The sequence below is a fragment of the Belliella baltica DSM 15883 genome, from assembly GCF_000265405.1.
Taxonomy (GTDB): domain Bacteria; phylum Bacteroidota; class Bacteroidia; order Cytophagales; family Cyclobacteriaceae; genus Belliella; species Belliella baltica.
On the sequence record NC_018010.1, the window covers coordinates 1,461,721 to 1,480,075 of the forward strand.

General features: G+C 37.2%; 12 protein-coding genes and 1 pseudogene. 8 read left to right on the forward strand and 5 right to left on the reverse strand.

Going from position 1 to position 18,355, the window contains the following annotated elements:
* The first annotated feature begins 635 nt into the window (after positions 1–635).
* The 5 genes and pseudogenes from BELBA_RS06775 to BELBA_RS20455 all read left to right on the forward strand — a co-directional run bounded on the left by BELBA_RS06775 (position 636) and on the right by BELBA_RS20455 (position 7,173).
* Entirely contained in the window at positions 636–2,747 is a 2,112-nt protein-coding gene (locus BELBA_RS06775; RefSeq protein WP_014771996.1) for a T9SS C-terminal target domain-containing protein, read from the forward strand.
* 4 nt (positions 2,748–2,751) lie between these two features.
* Complete coding sequence (locus BELBA_RS06780; protein WP_014771997.1) at positions 2,752–3,777, forward strand: PorP/SprF family type IX secretion system membrane protein; 1,026 nt, start codon at positions 2,752–2,754, stop codon at positions 3,775–3,777.
* A 127-nt stretch (positions 3,778–3,904) separates the two neighbouring features.
* Entirely contained in the window at positions 3,905–4,168 is a 264-nt protein-coding gene (locus BELBA_RS20395) for a cryptochrome/photolyase family protein (protein ID WP_342626398.1), read from the forward strand.
* Positions 4,164–5,471 (forward strand): cryptochrome/photolyase family protein, encoded by a 1,308-nt coding sequence (locus BELBA_RS06785; protein ID WP_342626406.1) that lies wholly within the window; start codon positions 4,164–4,166, stop codon positions 5,469–5,471. The genes BELBA_RS20395 and BELBA_RS06785 overlap by 5 nt, the downstream gene beginning before the upstream one ends.
* A gap of 33 nt (positions 5,472–5,504) precedes the next feature.
* Positions 5,505–7,173: pseudogene (locus BELBA_RS20455) on the forward strand (IS1182 family transposase).
* Positions 7,174–7,215: 42 nt separating this feature from the next.
* Here BELBA_RS20455 and BELBA_RS06795 read toward each other — a convergent pair.
* Both BELBA_RS06795 and BELBA_RS06800 read right to left on the reverse strand, forming a co-directional pair.
* Positions 7,216–7,521: a four-helix bundle copper-binding protein gene (locus tag BELBA_RS06795; RefSeq protein WP_014771998.1), complete on the reverse strand. Its 306-nt coding sequence runs from the start codon at positions 7,519–7,521 to the stop codon at positions 7,216–7,218.
* Between the two features lie 294 nt (positions 7,522–7,815).
* Positions 7,816–8,127: a heavy metal-binding domain-containing protein gene (locus BELBA_RS06800; protein WP_014771999.1), complete on the reverse strand. Its 312-nt coding sequence runs from the start codon at positions 8,125–8,127 to the stop codon at positions 7,816–7,818.
* Positions 8,128–8,233: 106 nt separating this feature from the next.
* Here BELBA_RS06800 and BELBA_RS06805 point away from each other — a divergent pair, with 106 nt between their 5' ends.
* A complete protein-coding gene (locus BELBA_RS06805) occupies positions 8,234–9,904 on the forward strand; it encodes an IS1182 family transposase (protein ID WP_014772000.1) in 1,671 nt (556 codons plus the stop codon).
* 25 nt (positions 9,905–9,929) lie between these two features.
* Here the strand turns inward: BELBA_RS06805 and BELBA_RS06810 are convergent, their stop codons facing one another.
* Complete coding sequence (locus tag BELBA_RS06810) at positions 9,930–11,060, reverse strand: P1 family peptidase (protein WP_014772001.1); 1,131 nt, start codon at positions 11,058–11,060, stop codon at positions 9,930–9,932.
* Entirely contained in the window at positions 11,051–12,475 is a 1,425-nt protein-coding gene (locus BELBA_RS06815; protein WP_014772002.1) for an aldehyde dehydrogenase family protein, read from the reverse strand. Before BELBA_RS06815 ends, BELBA_RS06810 begins: the two co-directional genes overlap by 10 nt.
* Before the next feature lie 774 nt (positions 12,476–13,249).
* On the opposite strand from BELBA_RS06815, the gene BELBA_RS06825 reads away from it, so the two are divergent.
* Together BELBA_RS06825 and BELBA_RS06830 are read left to right on the forward strand one after the other, a co-directional pair.
* Positions 13,250–14,224, forward strand: coding sequence for a PorP/SprF family type IX secretion system membrane protein (locus tag BELBA_RS06825; RefSeq protein ID WP_014772004.1), 975 nt, complete (start codon positions 13,250–13,252; stop codon positions 14,222–14,224).
* Between the two features lie 2 nt (positions 14,225–14,226).
* On the forward strand, positions 14,227–16,584 hold the full coding sequence (locus BELBA_RS06830) for an OmpA family protein (RefSeq protein WP_245531104.1): 2,358 nt from the start codon (positions 14,227–14,229) through the stop codon (positions 16,582–16,584).
* A gap of 222 nt (positions 16,585–16,806) precedes the next feature.
* Here the strand turns inward: BELBA_RS06830 and BELBA_RS06835 are convergent, their stop codons facing one another.
* The gene (locus tag BELBA_RS06835; RefSeq protein WP_014772006.1) at positions 16,807–18,081 is read right to left on the reverse strand and encodes a peptidoglycan DD-metalloendopeptidase family protein; all 1,275 of its coding nucleotides are present in this window, start codon (positions 18,079–18,081) and stop codon (positions 16,807–16,809) included.
* Positions 18,082–18,355: the final 274 nt, after the last annotated feature.

The following is an 18,355-nucleotide window of genomic DNA, read 5'->3' on the forward strand; positions in this document are numbered from 1 at the left end:
CTGTAGATCCCCTTTTTTACCAGTAGCCAGATCTATTGCTGTATGATATGCTTAATCAATCAGCTGCGCTCAGATATTGACCCAGAACCATTTTCTGCAGGGACATTTTTTTATAAATATGCATCCTAATGTCATAGTGGAGAATCATATTTTCTAAAATGGAGTAAAATATTTATGAACATGAATAGAATTTCTACGCAATCATCTATTGAAAACCAATGAAATCAAGTAGATCAAAAATGGGTTAATCGAAAGCCCAATTTTATTTCTAAAACTTTTTTCAAAAAAAAATGAAAATATTTTAAAAATTTTTTTGACTTCCATTTGCTACTTTTTTGCTTTTAAATATATCAAAAAAGCAACTGCTCATCAAATATTTGAACATGGTATTAAAAGGGGAAAAATTGCATTTTTCTGAGCAATCTTACTTTGTGTTTTTTCTCGTAGCTAGTGTTGGAAATAAGATTTTTATTTCATTAATTAATTGAAACGACTTGAAAAAAAGAATTTCATTTTGATAAATATAAAAAGCATAAAATAATGTTTTAAAGTTTGAAAAACAGAATTATGCATTTAAAGAGCAAAATATCAGAGTGAAATCATCACACAAAGGTTCAACATAGATCGGTAAAACGATGGAAGCGCACAAAATTAAATATGGGAAAATAATTGCGATAGGAATCATGATTTGGTTCGGTTTCAATGCGCCTATGATGTTGTTGACAGCTCAGACAACAAAGTCGGAGGTTAAAACCAATATCCCAACTTCTAACAACGCAAGAATAAATGCTGCCAACCAAAGTTCTACTGTTGGAAACATTGAGGTGAATGTTTCTGGAAAGTTAGCTTTGTGTTCACATAGTGAAAAAGGTCACATCATACTTGACGTAAAAGGAGGGGTAGAGCCATATACTTTTAGATGGAATAATAATGAAACTGTTCAAAATAGATATAATCTTTTTGCTGGTACTTATACTGTATATATAAAAGACAGCTACGGAACAGAACACACTGAGAAAATTGTCATTCAGCCTCCATATCCATTGATCGTGGAAATGGTAGAAACTAAAAATGCAAGCTGTGGAAGTAGCAACACCGGATCTGCAAAAATCAATGTTAAAGTAGGACGAGGTGAGCCATATAAAGTAGAGTGGAGCCACGGTTTGATGAATAAAATGGAAGCTACCAACCTTCCTGCTGGTGACTACACCGCTACAGTATATGATGTATATAATTGTAGTACTACTATCGCTTTTTCAATTGCTTCTGATGGCCCAGCTATAGAAGTGCAAGAAAATATCATAGATATCGCTTGTTCATCTGATCAAAATGGAGCTATTAAGCTTCAAGTGTCAGGTGGAACAGCGCCGTTTACCTATCAGTGGTCAAATGGAAAAACTACCAAAGACATTGAAGGTCTTGCTGCTGGTAAATACGAAGTGTTGATTCAGGATGCTGGTGGATGTAGCGTTTCAAAATCATTTGAAGTGAAAGCTTCTACCCCTTTGGAAGTTTCTTTGGACAGTACAACAGATATTTCTTGTAGCGGTGAAGAAAGCAGTTCTATAAAGATAAACGTCTCAGGAGGTAAAGCGCCATTTACATTTGAATGGAGTAATGGTGCTAGCAGTCAAAATATAGCAAATCTAAAAGCAGGTCAATATCAAGTAAAAGTAACAGATGCCGCAGGCTGTTTTGTAAACGCTTCATTTGAAGTAAAAGAAGGTGTAAATGCAATAAACGTAAATCTCCTGTCTTCAAAGGACATTACATGTAATGGTGCTGAAGATGGAAGTATTGAAGTGGAGATTTCAGGCGGTGTTGGTCCATTTATAGTCACTTGGTCAGATGGAGTTTCTGGCACTTTGAAAAGAGAAAACTTAAAAGCAGGTAGCTACAAAGTTTCAGTAGTTGATTCTAAAGGCTGCAATGCTTCTCAAGAAACCATCATACAAGAGCCAACTCAACTCATTGCTAGATTAGATAATACCTTAGATATCAATTGTGCTACTGGTGATATTACAGGAGTAGCTTGGGTTCAAATCACTGGGGGAAAATCACCTTATAATATCAAATGGAACACAGGTGCAGGAAGTAGAGAGATTAATTTTTTCACTAGCTCTGAATTGACTATAGAAATCACAGATGCAAATGGCTGTACCACTACAGACAAAATGAAAGTAAACTTCCCAGAAGTCACTGGAAATGCAAGGTTAGATTTCGAATATAGAAAACTAGAGATCACTTCTGAACCTCAAGTTTTTGTCAATGACTCTATTCAATTTGAAAGTTTTATCGCTACTGATTTTATCAGCTGGGGATGGGATTTTGGAGATGGAAGAGTCTGCAAAGACAAGGATCCTGTTCATACTTTCAAAAAAGCAGGAGAATACGAAGTGAAGCTTACTGCTTTTGATATCTATGGCTGTTCAACTGTAGAAGTGAATACAGTGCAAGTACTATCAAATGGTGAATTAGTAGTAATGCCAAATGCTTTCACTCCAAACGGAGATGGATTAAACGATAAATTTCTACCAGTAATGAAAGGAGTTTCTTCTTTTGAAATGAACATCTTCAATCACTGGGGAGAGCATCTTTATTCAGAAGCTGGACTTGAGATCAATGGCTGGGATGGTTATTTCAAAGGCAGTCTTTTGCCACAAGGCAACTATGTATACAAAATCACTTACACCAACCCTGAGGGTAATGTGATTAACAAAACAGGGGGTGTAACTCTAATCAGATAATTCCATGAAAAAGATATGGACAATTATCGCCCTTTTACTCTTCTCGCTTTCGGTGAAAGCTCAGGATATGCAGTATTCTCAATTTTATGCTGCACCAATGTACCTGAATCCGGCTTTTGCGGGAGCATCAGAAATGACCAGAATAGGGGTAAATTATAGAAATCAGTGGCCAGGTTTGGGTCAAACGTTAAATTCTTATTCTGCATATATCGACCATTATCTATTCAACTTGAATAGTGGTATAGGTCTGATTGTGAATGGAACTCAAGAATCAATGGCAAACCTAAGCACTATGGAAGTAGGAGCTGTATATTCTTACAGATTACAATTGGGTTTTAGAAGTTTTTTAAGATTTGGTGGACAGGCAAGTTTTGTTTCTAGAGATGCAAACTTCAGTAACATGGTCTTCGGAAGTCAGATTGATGCCAATGGAAACATTGGAGATTTTAGTGGAGAAAACTTAGGTGCGGATGCCAAACATAGATTCCTAGATTACAACTTCGGGTTGCTATTCAATAATGAGAATTTATGGTTGGGAGTTTCTGCACATCATATCACTCAGCCAAATATCTCTTTTATAGAGGATGGCACAAGTCAGTTACCAATGAAACTCTCTGCTCACGGTGGAGTAAAGTTTGATTTGTCAAATGGTATGACACAAAATTTTTACAACAATACCATGGGAGCTAGAGAGTTGGTTTTGGCATTTAATTACAAACATCAGGATCCATTCAATCAATTGGATTTGGGTGCTCAAGTGAATCTTCAGCCGATTGTATTTGGCCTTTGGTATAGAGGAATGCCAACATTCAACAATGCATTGCCTAATAATGAGTCATTGATCGGAGTCTTTGGAATCTCTTTGGCATCTGGACTTGACATCGGCTATAGCTACGATTATACCTTATCAAAACTCGGACATGCCAATACAGGTGGAGCCCATGAGATCTCCATGAGATTCTCTTTCCTAGCGGGCGACTCTAGTCAAAAGGGTAGAAAAGTAAGCAGTATGCCTTGTTTCAAGTATTGATAAAAACATTTGGTTAGGGATTTTTAGGTTTATTGGTACGCCTCTGTCATTCGTGATGGAGGCTTTTTTTTGTATAAACAAATACTGATTTTTTTAGCTTTATATTCAAGTTCAACAGATTCAAAAGATGAAAAAAACGCTAAGATTAATTCTCGGTGATCAATTAAATATCAAGCATTCTTGGTTCCAAAATCAATCTTCTGATATTACCTACCTTTTGATGGAAATGAAGCAGGAAACAGATTATGTCAAGCATCATATTCAAAAAGTTGTTGCCTTTTTTCTTTCTATGAGGAATTTTACTAATAAGATTTCAAAAGCCGGTCATCATGTTATCTATTTGAAATTGGATGACAAAGAAAACGAGCAAAATCTAGAAAAAAAATATTAATAAGCTAGTTCAGGAACATGGTTTTGAAAAATTTGAATATCAATTACCTGATGAATACCGCTTAGATGAACAGCTTAAAGCAATCTGTGAAAACTTATCAGTTCCCACTGAGTATGTTGATACTGAACACTTCTTGACAGAAAGGAACTTTCTCAAGGATTTTTTCAAAGGGAAAAAGACATATTTGATGGAGAGTTTCTACCGAGAGATGCGCAGGAAATATAATATCTTGATGGAAGGGAAAGATCCAATTACTGGAAAATGGAACTATGACCATGAAAATAGGAATAAGTTGAAAGATCCCATTTTACTCGTTCCTCCAAAAGTCTTTAACAAAGATGTGTCAGAAATTCTCGATTTATTGGTAAAAATGAAAGTCAAGACAATTGGCAATTGTGACCCAAAGCATTTTGAATGGCCCGTAAGTAGGGAAGAAAGTTTGGACTTGATTACATATTTCTGCACAAAATTATTGTCAAACTTTGGTGAATATCAAGATGCGATGTACTCAGGAGATAATTTTCTCTTTCATAGCAGACTGAGTTTTGCGATGAATTCCAAAATGCTCTCTCCGCTAGAAGTAGTCCAAGAAGTAGAGAAATATTGGCTGACGCACCAAGATTCTGTTTCTATAGCCCAGGTAGAGGGTTTTATTAGACAGATTATAGGTTGGCGTGAATATATGAGAGGAATATATTGGGCAAAAATGCCCGAATTCAAGACCATGAATTTCTTCAACCATGACAGAAAACTTCCTGATTATTTTTGGACAGGAAAGACTAAAATGAGTTGTGTCAAACATGCTGTAGTGCAATCCTTAGAAACGGCCTATGCGCACCATATTCAAAGATTGATGGTCACGGGGAATTTTGCGCTCTTAGCTGGTATTTCTCCAGATGAACTCGATGAGTGGTATTTGGGGATTTATATAGACGCGATCGAATGGGTAGAAATCACTAATACCCGAGGAATGAGTCAATTTGCTGATGGTGGAATAGTTGGAACCAAACCTTATGTATCTTCTGCAAACTATATCGATAAAATGAGTGATTATTGTGGAGCTTGTTTTTATAAGAAAGCCTTAAAAGTTGGTGAAAAAGCTTGTCCCTTTAACAGTCTTTACTGGCATTTTTATGCTAGAAATGAATCTAAACTTGCTAAAAACCCTAGGATTGGTATGGCATACAGAACACTTTCAAAAATGAAAGATCAGGAAGCTATCCTGAAACAAGGTGATTATTATCTTGAAAATGAGGCTGTCCAAAAAGTAAGGACAGCCTTTTTTTTGCTGTTTTTAATCTAAAATATTATCTTAGAGTTGTACAAAAAACAAGCAATGGCTAAAGTAATATTTAAATCGCAATCGATCAATACTCCGGAACTTTTTCCGATAAATATTTTTGACAAAATCCCAGAAAACCATCCTGTTCGCTTAGTAGATCAAGTTGTCAATTCATTGGATATCAATACCATTCTTAAGAAATATAAAGGAGGTGGCACCTCGGCTTACCATCCCAGAATGATGCTTAAGGTTTTGTTTTACAGTTATTTGAGCAACACTTATTCTTGTCGAAAAATAGCAAAAGCACTCACCGAGAACATTCATTTTATGTTTATTTCAGGCAACTCAACCCCTGATTTTAGAACTATCAACGATTTTAGAGGAAAGATTTTAAAAGAGAACATCAAAGATTTATTTGCCGAGGTAGTCAAAATGCTTGTGGAAATGAAATACATAAGTCTTGATATTCAGTATATCGATGGAACAAAGATAGAAGCCAAATCCAATAAATATACCTTTGTTTGGCGCGGTTCTATAGAGAAATACAAAGAAAAACTCGAAGTAAAAATCAATAGTATTTTATCCGATATCGAAAATAGTATAGCATCAGATAACCAAGAAATTAACAAAGAAGAATTGCCAAAAAAATAAACTCGGAAGAGTTAAAAGAGAAATTGGCTGAGCTAAATAAAAAACTCAAAGAGCCAAACAAAAAACAGCCAAAGAGCTTCAAAAACTTCAAGAGGAACATCTGCCAAAACTCGAAAAATACGAAAAAGATTTAGTGGTTTTAGGCAATAGAAACTCCTATAGCAAGACTGATCCTGACGCTACCTTTATGAGAATGAAGGAAGACCATATGAAAAACGGACAGTTAAAACCTGCATACAACCCTCAGATATCCACAGAGAATCAATTCATTACAAACGTAACCATCCATCAAACACCTAACGACGCTACGACTTTAAAATCCCATCTGGAGGAATTTGAAAAAAGGTATCAAAAACAAAGCAAAACAGTGGTGGCCGATGCTGGTTATGGAAGTGAAGAAAACTACGAAATGCTCGAAAATAAAGAAATAACAGCCTATGTAAAGTATAATTATTTTCACAAAGAGCAGAAGAAAAAAATGAAGGGCAACCCGTTTCTTGTCCAGAATTTGTTCTACAATATACAATAGGATTTTTATGTGTGTCCAATGGGACAAAGAATGGAGAACATTGGAAGTGGAAAACGGACATCGGCCAATGGATACGAATCGCAAGTGTTTTATTATCAAGTAAGAAGATGTAGTGGATGCCCACTTAGAAGTTTATGCCATCAAGCCAAAGGAAACAGAACAATAGAAGTAAACCACCGACTGAACCAATTAAGAGCCAAAGCAAAAGAGCTCCTTAACAGTAAAAAAGGACTCGAGCATCGCAGTAAACGCCCAATAGAAGTTGAAGCCGTCTTTGGACAGCTAAAAAGCAACAATAAATTTAATCGATTTACCTTTAAAGGATTAGATAAAGTAGAAATGGAGTTTCTATTGATGGCTATCGGACACAATTTTAGAAAAATGATAGCAAATAGCAATAAAAAGCACAAGACTCATATAGAATTTTCTCTGCAAGCTCTAAATAGAGTTGTAGAACTTGAAATTTACCTTTTTAAAACCGAAACAGAATGTTTTTTCATAAATCAACCAACGAAAAATCAATCCCTAAAATTTGCTGCATAAAAAAGGCTGCCCTTTTCGGACAGCCTCATTGAATTGATTTTTTTACATTTTGCAAGCTTCTGCACATTTTTTGCAAGCATCGGCGCATTTTTTGCAACATTCCATATCGTGTTTTTTGCACTCGTTGGCACAATCTTCACAACATTTTACGCATAATTCACAAAGTGCATCGGCAAATTTTGAACCTCTCGCACATAATCTTGCACAAAGGGCACAAATGTCGGCACAATCACGACACAATTTTACACATTCTAAATGGTCTTTTACTATTAGACAACCATCAGCACATTTTTCACATTCAACCATACAGGCTAAACACGCTTCAACACTTACTTGAATATTTTTCATTTTTTAATTAATTTTAAGTTTAACTTTAATTTATTTTTTTATGATATAAATTTATTAGGCATATTTCTAAAAAAAAATGATATTTATCATATTTAGAAAAAAAACACAAATTAGTCTTTTTTTTAAGATATTAAATATAAGCAAATTACAAATAAAAAAAACAAAATCAAGAAATAATTTTTTAGGTATAGGTATTTAGACCTTTCATAGTAAACCGATTTTAAATGAATTATATAAACTAACCCTGCTAACACAATAACAAGGTTAATTTAGAATTTCCGCCCAGATAAAGTGTTATTTACTTTCTTCCGTTTTTTCTGGAACAGGTTCGGTTAATTTCATACTACATTTTGAGAATTTGTCATTCAGTTTTCCTTGTACTTCTGGGTGCATTGGGCAGGCATACATTTTTGTTTGATTGTTCATCATTTTAGTTTTATCATTCATTACTGTGCTATCATTACTCATCATAGTACTATCATTTTCCATCATAGTACTGTCATTGCTCATCATATTAGAATGATCTGTCGTGGCTTCTTTGTTTTTTTGATTACAAGAAACTAATACGTAAGCCATTATTACGGCTGAAAGAATTACTTTTTTCATTTTTTTAGATTTTTTAAAACAATGAGGCTGTCCAAAAAGTAAGGACAGCCTTTTTTTTCTGTTTTTAATCTAAAATATTATCTTAGAGTTGCATAAAAAACAAGCAATGGCTAAAGTAATATTTAAATCGCAATCGATCAATACTCCGGAACTTTTTCCGATAAATATTTTTGACAAAATCCCAGAAAACCATCCTGTTCGCTTAGTAGATCAAGTTGTCAATTCATTGGATATCAATACCATTCTTAAGAAATATAAAGGAGGTGGCACCTCGGCTTACCATCCCAGAATGATGCTTAAGGTTTTGTTTTACAGTTATTTGAGCAACACTTATTCTTGTCGAAAAATAGCAAAAGCACTCACCGAGAACATTCATTTTATGTTTATTTCAGGCAACTCAACCCCTGATTTTAGAACTATCAACGATTTTAGAGGAAAGATTTTAAAAGAGAACATCAAAGATTTATTTGCCGAGGTAGTCAAAATGCTTGTGGAAATGAAATACATAAGTCTTGATATTCAGTATATCGATGGAACAAAGATAGAAGCCAAATCCAATAAATATACCTTTGTTTGGCGCGGTTCTATAGAGAAATACAAAGAAAAACTCGAAGTAAAAATCAATAGTATTTTATCCGATATCGAAAATAGTATAGCATCAGATAACCAAGAAATTAACAAAGAAGAATTGCCAAAAAAAATAAACTCGGAAGAGTTAAAAGAGAAATTGGCTGAGCTAAATAAAAAACTCAAAGAGCCAAACAAAAAAACAGCCAAAGAGCTTCAAAAACTTCAAGAGGAACATCTGCCAAAACTCGAAAAATACGAAAAAGATTTAGTGGTTTTAGGCAATAGAAACTCCTATAGCAAGACTGATCCTGACGCTACCTTTATGAGAATGAAGGAAGACCATATGAAAAACGGACAGTTAAAACCTGCATACAACCCTCAGATATCCACAGAGAATCAATTCATTACAAACGTAACCATCCATCAAACACCTAACGACACTACGACTTTAAAATCCCATCTGGAGGAATTTGAAAAAAGGTATCAAAAACAAAGCAAAACAGTGGTGGCCGATGCTGGTTATGGAAGTGAAGAAAACTACGAAATGCTCGAAAATAAAGAAATAACAGCCTATGTAAAGTATAATTATTTTCACAAAGAGCAGAAGAAAAAAATGAAGGGCAACCCGTTTCTTGTCCAGAATTTGTTCTACAATATACAACAGGATTTTTATGTGTGTCCAATGGGACAAAGAATGGAGAACATTGGAAGTGGAAAACGGACATCGGCCAATGGATACGAATCGCAAGTGTTTTATTATCAAGTAAGAAGATGTAGTGGATGCCCACTTAGAAGTTTATGCCATCAAGCCAAAGGAAACAGAACAATAGAAGTAAACCACCGACTGAACCAATTAAGAGCCAAAGCAAAAGAGCTCCTTAACAGTAAAAAAGGACTCGAGCATCGCAGTAAACGCCCAATAGAAGTTGAAGCCGTCTTTGGACAGCTAAAAAGCAACAATAAATTTAATCGATTTACCTTTAAAGGATTAGATAAAGTAGAAATGGAGTTTCTATTGATGGCTATTGGACACAATTTTAGAAAAATGGTGGCAAATAACAATAAAAAGCACAAGACCCATATAAAATTTTCTGTGCGAGTTCGAAATAGACTTACAGAAGTCGAAATTTACCTTTTTAAAACCGAAACAGAATATTTTTTCATAAATCAACCAACGAAAAATCAATCCCTAAAATTTGCTGCATAAAAAAGGCTGCCCTTTTCGGACAGCCTCATTTTATCCTTTCAAGGACTTTTTCTTTTGGTAAAGCTTTTATGGTTCTGCCATTTTTTCCAGTCATATCTTTAGCAGCAAAAAGGGAATTGATAATGGCCTCCTCGGTTGCTTCAATTGTTGCCAGAAAAAGTGCTGTCATATCGTCATTTCGGAGCTCTTTTATTTCCTTAAGGCTTAATGATTTTTCTTGGTGCTGGATCAAATTTTCAGAATAGTTTGAAAAAGCAATTACATAATCACCAGAACCGTTAGAGGCTATTCCTCCTGTTTTGGCCAAACCCATCATAGCCCGTTGTGCCATTCTTTTGAGGTTTCTCTCTCCTACTGGGGCGTCAGTAGCCACGATAATCATACAAGAACCATCTGCTGATTCGAGTTGATTCCGAAAGGTGTATTGCTCAAGTTCTTTGCCTACGGGAGCACCATTGATTTGCAATACACCGCCAAAATTGCTTTGAACCAATACGCCAACTGTATATCCACCCAAAGGTTCTGGTAAAAGTCGAGATGATGTTCCAATTCCCCCCTTGAATCCAAAGCAAACAGTGCCAGTACCAGCGCCAACATTTCCTTCTTCTACATGTATGGAATTTGCATTTTCAATCGCTCGAATTACATCATCTTTTGAGATATGCATGCCTCTGATATCATTCAAAAATCCATCATTGGTTTCACCGACAATGGCATTGACAGATTGCACATTTTCATTTCCTTTCTGATTGATTGTATATTGAATCACTCCTTCTATGCCCGCTGCAATACTCATGGTATTGGTGAGAATTATTGGGGATTCAATATTCCCCAACTCTTCTACTTGAGTTGTTCCTGCCAATTTTCCAAATCCATTTCCAACAAAAATTGCAGCAGGCACTTTCTTTTGGAATAAATTACCTTGATGTGGAAGAATTGCTGTTACACCTGTTCTGATGTCTGAACCTTCGATTTTTGTCAAATGACCTACACTTATACCTTTGACATCTAGGATAGAGTTTTTTTCTCCAGGAGACATTACACCGATTTCTATTCCCAAATCTCTTGGTCTACCCTGAGCCAGTATGACTTTAATTTGAGTGAATGTGATGCTTAAAATAAAGAAGAGCTTTATGATTTTTTGATTTAGAACCATTTCAAAAGTGCTTGAGAGATTTTCTTAGTTATAAAATTATAAGGAGGATAGAGGGATTTTGAAGGGGTTAATCCTACGCGTTGTTCTAGAATTGCCTTTTCATTGCTAAATGAAAGGAATCCAAAGTGTCCGTGAGCTTTCCCAATCCCAGAATTATTTACACCTCCAAAAGGAAGTTCATTCTGAAGAAAGTGAACCACACAATCGTTGACTACGGCACCTCCTGAAGAAGTTTGAGTTAGAATTGTTTCAGAGACATTTTTGGAATTTGAAAAGATATATAAAGCAAGTGGTTTTGATTTTTCATTGATATAATTGATCGCTTCCTCAATTGATGAATAAGTGATAATTGGGAGAATTGGGCCGAATATTTCCTCCTGCATGACATCCATTTCTTCAGTTAGATCTATCATAACAGTTGGTTCGAAATAATTCTCAGTTTCTATTATTTTCCCTCCAACTGCAATTTTTGCCCCTTTGCGATTAGCATCATCCAGTAAGTGTTTCAGTCTTTTAAGATGCTTATCGTTGACAATTCTTGCATAATCCTTGGATTCATCTATACCTTTGATTTTAGGATCGTACATTTCATTGATTTTACTATGAATAGCTTCAATCAGTTCATTTTTGATGTTTTCCTGTACCAATATATAGTCAGGAGCGATACAAGTTTGACCACAGTTGACATATTTTCCCCAGACTATCTTGGAGGCTGCGTCTTGAATATCAACGTCTGAGTCGACTATTGCAGGTGACTTTCCTCCTAGTTCTAAAGTCACTGATGCTAGATTTTCGGCAGCAGCTTTCATGATGATTTTCCCTACAGCGGGACTTCCTGTAAAGAAAATATGATCAAATGGCTTGGATAATAAATACTGAGCAACTTCTACTTCACCTTCAACTACAGCTACCAATTCAGGTTCATAGATTTCTTCAATCATTCTCCTTATCAAAGCAGAGGTATGTGGAGTCAGTTCTGATGGTTTGACAATCGCAGTACATCCCGCAGCAAGTGCGGAGACGAGTGGACCAATAGCCAAATTGAATGGATAATTCCAAGGTGCAATGATCAACGTGGTTCCTTTTGGTTCATACTGAATATGAGCCTTACTTCCCAACATAGGCGTTGGAGTAGATACCTTTTTTGGACTCATCCAAGACGCTAGATTTTTTATGGCATGTTTGATTTCCGAAGTGACGACAAAGATTTCCGAAGCATCAATTTCTGGGTATGGCTTTTTGAAGTCAGCATAGATTGCTTTTCGAATATCTTCCAAGTGAGATTTGATCCAATCTTGAAGTTTTTCGAGTTGTCGGACTCTTTCAGCAGTTGTGGAATTTCTAAGTGAAATAGATTTTGATTTTTGGGAATTGAAAGTGCTATCTATTGCTATTGAGTTAAAATTTTGATTCATCTAGTTTGGATTTTAAGTGATATAAAAGGTAATGAAATTTTATTATTTATGAAATTTAGGACAGTAAGATAACTCTATCAGCAGTACGGTTTTACTTTCTTACTGAACATATAGGTGTTTTTGTCGTTTAAATCTTATCACCTAAATTTAATATAAGTAATATGCAATGGAGTTTGGAAAGGATTATTCCCCATAATTTTTTGGGAGATAGTCAATTGAGAAGAATTATTAAAGAATACACAAAGCGATTAAGAAATCAAAAAATAATCAACAAAAAAAGAGGCTAAACAGCCTCTTTTTTATGTTTTAATGCGGTTTTATATTTTTATTGAGTCTTTTTTAATCATCTTTTATAGTAATTAAAACCACTTTTAAAATAATAAAAATGCATTTCAATAAAAATAATTGTAAAAAAATTAGGGTATGAAATACAAAAAAATGTATTTTTACAACAAATTAAATTATTTGATATGTTTAAGTGACTAGTGTAACGAGTTGCTTTACATATTTAGGGGAACTTAATAATACAGGTATGGGAAATTATTTTATTAAATCAAGCAGTTTCAAAAAGCAAAGGAACAAAGAGAAGTTCTTTACGGGAAGCGAGAAATTAATTTTTAATCAAATTTCGGAAAGCATTTACAAAATTGAGTTGCAGGAATCTTTTTCAAATAAACCTCTTGCTAAAATTCATATTTTCAATCAAGCACATTTTATAAAATCCTCTGCATCTGTCAGAATGGATACAAGTAATCAAAGAATAATCCGAGAGCTATGAGAGGGATTTTTAAAACACTAGGAATGACAATGCTGATGGCGGTTCTAGCCATCGGCATGGTCGAAGGGCAGCAGCTGCCGCAGTTTAGCCAGTACATATTCAACGGCCTTCACATCAACCCTGCGTATGCGGGCTACAAGGGAGAGCCGTATATACAGAGCACCTACCGGAGTCAGTGGGTTGGTTTTGAGGGTGCGCCGACCACCTTTACGGTGACCGCCGACCTGAGTGCCAACGAAGGGCTGATGGGTTTTGGTGTATCGGTTCTGTCGGACAAGATGGGCCCGACCACCACGAACGGGGCGATGCTGTCGTATGCGTATAGGATACAGACAGGCAGAGAGTCGTTTTTGGGTTTGGGGGCAAGCATCGGAGCGAGTGAGTATGCGATAGATGGAGACATGCTCAGAGCCAATAATCCGGATGATCCGAACCTACCTCAAGGTCGGGTGAATATGTTCACACCGAACATGAACCTGGGGATGTTTTTTCACAACAGCAGGTTTTATGCAGGAGTGAGTGCGTATAACATGATCGGCAGAGGAGCTTTGGAGCGAGAAGATATCGCCTTAGCGTATCATGACTTTCATTACTACATTACAGCGGGAGTAATGATACCTATCTCAAGCAGTGTACAGTTCAAGCCAAGCTTTTTGATCAAAGAAGTGAAAGGAGCCCCGACGAGTTACGACATCAACGGGATGGTGCTGTTCAAGGAAAGGTTATGGCTGGGAGCTTCGTACAGGTCTAATATGCAGATGGGAATGGAAAACCTACAGGACAACCTGAATCAGCGGAATGCAGTTGCCTTTTTGCTGGAAGTTTTTGCGACCAACAATTTGCGACTTGGCTATGCGTATGACCACAGCATGAACGTGCTGAGCGATTACAGGAACAACTCCCACGAGATATCGGTAGGATATTACATTGCACCGAGAAGTGTCACCATGAAAAATCCAAGATGGTTCTAACTATGAAAAATCTTTTTACAACAATATTGATAGGCTTCCTTCTGTTTTTAGGAACAGGGTTAAGGGAACTACATGCGCAGAGTGCACTATTACGCTATGCAGACAAGCAGTACAGTTTGGATAACTACCAGCATGCGGCAGAAGTGTACGAGCAGGCCTATGCCAAGAAGGAAAAACACCAAACAGCTAGACAGATAGCACAATCCTACGATAAGATCAGAGACTACGAAAAGGCAAACGAATGGTGGGCTAAAGTAGTGAAGTTTGAAGAAGCAGACAGAGAAGACTACTACGAGTACCTGTTGTCCTCCTACCTGGTGAATAGCGGAGAAGTGGAGATGGAAGCCTTACTAGAAGGTTCAGACTTCACGGCAGACGACTTTCCGGAGATCGATGCGCAGAAGATGAAGACGCTTTACAGTGAGCGAGCGAACCTGAAGCTAGTGCCCGTGGCAGGAGTGAACAGCAGCGGATCAGACATGGGGATGTCAGTAGACAGGAATAAGAACATGTACTTTGCCTCGGACAGGGGAGCAGTCACCCCTACGGAGAAGCCAGCGATCAGACTTGACCTGAACAACATCTACAGTGAGGAGAAATATGACTTCAACGACAGGGAGTTTTTCAGGATTATAAGAAAAGATACATCAGGGAACCTGACCGAGCTGAACACAGGCAATGAAGAAGTGTTGCACTTCTCAGACCCCAGCTTCATGCATGAAAAAGGGCTGATGTTTTATACAGTTACAAGAAGGATCACCAAGGCGAAGAAAACCCCGGAGTTTGCGGTAGGCACAGAGATCTATTACAGCAAGATCGATGAATCGGGGATGATGTCGGAGCACCAGGCGATGCCCTTCAACGCAGCTACCAAATACGGAGTGATGCATCCCTTTGTGGATGAAGAAGCCAAGAGGATTTACTTCAGTTCAGACATGTCAGGCGGACAGGGAGGCTTTGACCTCTACTATGTGAGCTATGACGAAGATCTGAACTTTGGAACCCCAACCAACTTGGGTTCAGAAATCAACACGGGCAAAAACGAAAGCCATCCGTATAGAGTAGGCGACAAGCTTTACTTTTCGAGCAACGGCCATCCCGGCTTGGGCGGCTTGGATGTGTTCAAGGCAGACTACAGCGAATCACAGATCGGTAATGTGACCAACATGGGCGCCCCGATCAACTCGAACAGAGACGACTTTGCCTACAGCATAACAGAAGAAGGAAAGAGATACCTGTCAAGCGACAGAACAGGAGGTCAGGGATTAGATGATATTTATAGCATAGAAGCGCTGAACAAGAAGCTGATTGCAAGAGTGAAGGACTGTGATGACAATATGATCACAGAAAGCTTTACGGCAATCCTTACAGAGAAAGACAATAGGGGAACCATCGAAACAACAAGAGGAGCAGATGGATCACTGAACGCAGACCTAAACCCGGAGAGTAACTTTGAGTTGAAGATCAGCAAGAAAGGCTACTTCAGCATCTATGACAATACACTGAGCACAGTAGGACTAGAAGCAGAAACATTAGAGAGAGAATACAGACTGGCGAAGATCCCGTATCAGATGCCGGTGTATGTTGATATTGTGTATTATGATCTGGATAAATCAGTAATCAGAACAGACGCAGAGCCGACGCTAGACAAACTAGGAGAGTTGATGCAGAAGTATAGCTTCCTAGACTTACGCGTAGCCTCACATACCGATGCAAGAGCGAGCGATGAATACAACGAAGCCTTGAGTCAGCGCAGAGCAGATGCAGTATTGGAGTTCCTGAACAAGTACAACATCGGCAAAGAAAGAGTGAGAGCAGAGTGGTTTGGTGAAGAGAAGCTGACCAACGACTGTGGGGATGGTGTACCATGCCCAGAGCCTGATCATCAGCTGAACAGAAGATCGGAGTTGGTCTTGGAAGCCTTCCCTGACCCTGACAAAGACTACGAGTTGCCGAAGGAATTGTTGGACAAAGATATCTGTGACGAGTTGGGCATCTTTGAAGAATTGCAGAGAGAGTTGAACGCAGTGCCGATAGTGTACTTCGACTTTGACAAGAGCAACATCAGACCGGTTCACAAGAAAGAGTTGGAGAGAACAGCGATCATGATGAAGCGGATGAAGAACCTGAATCTGTACATTGCAGGCCATACAGATCAGCGAGGCAGTGAGGAGTACAACAAATCCTTGTCAGAGCGCAGATCGGCAGTAGTGATGGAATACTTGGTGAATAGAGGCGTGGAAGCAGCAAGGATGCAACACGAATGGTTTGGCAAGACCCAACCTATCCACGACTGCGGAACATGCAGCGAAGCTCAACACCAAGAGAACAGAAGGACAGAGTTGAAGCTGAGGAAGTAGAGAGTACAAAGTACAAGCACGAAGTATCAAGCATCGGGTAAAAAGAAGAAAACAATAGAGTAATAAAACAATAAAAATATTAAAGCAACATACAGGTGAAGCAATCACCCCGGAAGCTTAAGATCCCTAACCTGTAGATTTATTAAAAAACCACCTGCTTCGGGTGGTTTTTTTTATGAATTCTTCTAAATAAAGGAAAGCTGTGAATTTCACAGCTTTCCTTTATTTCTCAGCTACAAGGTTATCAGTAGGATAGCTTAATGGAATATTAGCAAGTAATTGTAGTTTATCCATTTTAACCTGATCAAATGCCATTCTATTGGCAGGAAGAATAGGGTCGGATGGTGGAATTTTTTCCTTAAGCCAATCTACTTGTTTTCCATTTTTCCAGAATCTAAAGCATAAATGTGGACCAGTAGCTAATCCGGTACTTCCAACGTACCCGATGACTTGACCTTGTTTTACTCTCGATCCAGGTTTCATCCCTGAAGCGATTTTGGACATGTGAAGATATTGGGTGGTATATGTACCATTATGTTTGATTTTCACATAATTGCCATTCGCACTTGTATATCTAGCCTCAACCACTGTGCCTTCACCAACTGTCCTGATTTCAGTTCCAGTTGGTGCAGCATAATCAGTTCCTAAATGTGGTTTGTATCTTTTTTGTACTGGGTGATATCTATTGAGGTTATATCTTGAGCTGATTCTTGTGTATTTCAGCGGGTCTCTCAAAAATGCTTTTTTGAAACTGTTGCCTTCCTGATCAAAAAAGCTCAATTCTCCATTTTGCTCAAAAGGTATCGCATGATAAGGTTCTCCCATATGTTCAAAATAAGCAGCTTCTATGTCAGTAATTCCAACCACCTGATCATCTACCACTTTTTCTTTGTAGACAACTTTGAATTTATCTCCTTTTTGAAGTCTTTGAAAATCCACTACCCAACCATACATATCAGCAAACTGATCTATTAAATCAGGAGTAATACCTAATTGTGTCATGTTTACGTAAAGACTACTTGAAATTTCACCACCGATTTCTACATTTCTTAATTCTACAGGCTTTGCTTCCTTGTAAACGGAAACCTCATCTAATTTGAAAACCACATATTCCGAAGGATTGGGCTCGTAAATGAAAAATTGAGCTTCTGAGGAATCGCGTCCAGTCAGGACAGTAAATTTTTTATTGAATGCGATTTTTCTTACATCAAAAATATCTTTAGACTTTTTCGCAATTTCATCGATGATTTGATAAGAAACATTAAAAGGAGCCAAGATCGTTGAAAGCGTTTGATTCTTTCCTACCACACCTTCTACTACATCTAGTTCATTGATATTGATTCCATAAAGTAATAGATCTTGCTCCATTTCTTCTTTGAAATCCTCAACTACAACTATTTCTTCTTGATTTTTGGGGTTAAGCTGATCCCAGCTAAAATATAAACCTCCTCCCAGTACAATAGCTATTAAGCCTGCACTTATCCATTTTTTCTGCATGATTTTTTGTCTTACTTGGGTTCTTAACTCTTCAAAGAAATTTAAATTCTAGTCAAATTCCTAATCTTTACCGATCAGTTTTGATCTGTTTTTGTACAAAGCATAAAACTTGCAAACATTTGCATTTTTTCAGATTTGAAACGCAAGGCAAAGATTTTAATTATCTAGTGACAAGATTTTTATTTATTTTCCTCTCAAAAGGCAAATATTTTATCGAAATAAAGCCTTTATTTCGATTCCTTTGCACGGATTTAGCATACTCCTAAAGTTTGTC

What these genes read in the sequence shown, in the direction of transcription:
- BELBA_RS06775 (WP_014771996.1), top strand. Translation starts at nt 636, where the DNA reads ATGGAAGCGCACAAAATTAAATATGGGAAAATAATTGCGATAGGAATC.
- BELBA_RS06780 (WP_014771997.1), top strand. Translation starts at nt 2,752, where the DNA reads ATGAAAAAGATATGGACAATTATCGCCCTTTTACTCTTCTCGCTTTCG.
- BELBA_RS20395 (WP_342626398.1), top strand. Translation starts at nt 3,905, where the DNA reads ATGAAAAAAACGCTAAGATTAATTCTCGGTGATCAATTAAATATCAAG.
- BELBA_RS06795 (WP_014771998.1), bottom strand. Translation starts at nt 7,521, where the DNA reads ATGAAAAATATTCAAGTAAGTGTTGAAGCGTGTTTAGCCTGTATGGTT.
- BELBA_RS06800 (WP_014771999.1), bottom strand. Translation starts at nt 8,127, where the DNA reads ATGAAAAAAGTAATTCTTTCAGCCGTAATAATGGCTTACGTATTAGTT.
- BELBA_RS06805 (WP_014772000.1), top strand. Translation starts at nt 8,234, where the DNA reads ATGGCTAAAGTAATATTTAAATCGCAATCGATCAATACTCCGGAACTT.
- BELBA_RS06810 (WP_014772001.1), bottom strand. Translation starts at nt 11,060, where the DNA reads ATGGTTCTAAATCAAAAAATCATAAAGCTCTTCTTTATTTTAAGCATC.
- BELBA_RS06815 (WP_014772002.1), bottom strand. Translation starts at nt 12,475, where the DNA reads ATGAATCAAAATTTTAACTCAATAGCAATAGATAGCACTTTCAATTCC.
- BELBA_RS06825 (WP_014772004.1), top strand. Translation starts at nt 13,250, where the DNA reads ATGAGAGGGATTTTTAAAACACTAGGAATGACAATGCTGATGGCGGTT.
- BELBA_RS06830 (WP_245531104.1), top strand. Translation starts at nt 14,227, where the DNA reads ATGAAAAATCTTTTTACAACAATATTGATAGGCTTCCTTCTGTTTTTA.
- BELBA_RS06835 (WP_014772006.1), bottom strand. Translation starts at nt 18,081, where the DNA reads ATGCAGAAAAAATGGATAAGTGCAGGCTTAATAGCTATTGTACTGGGA.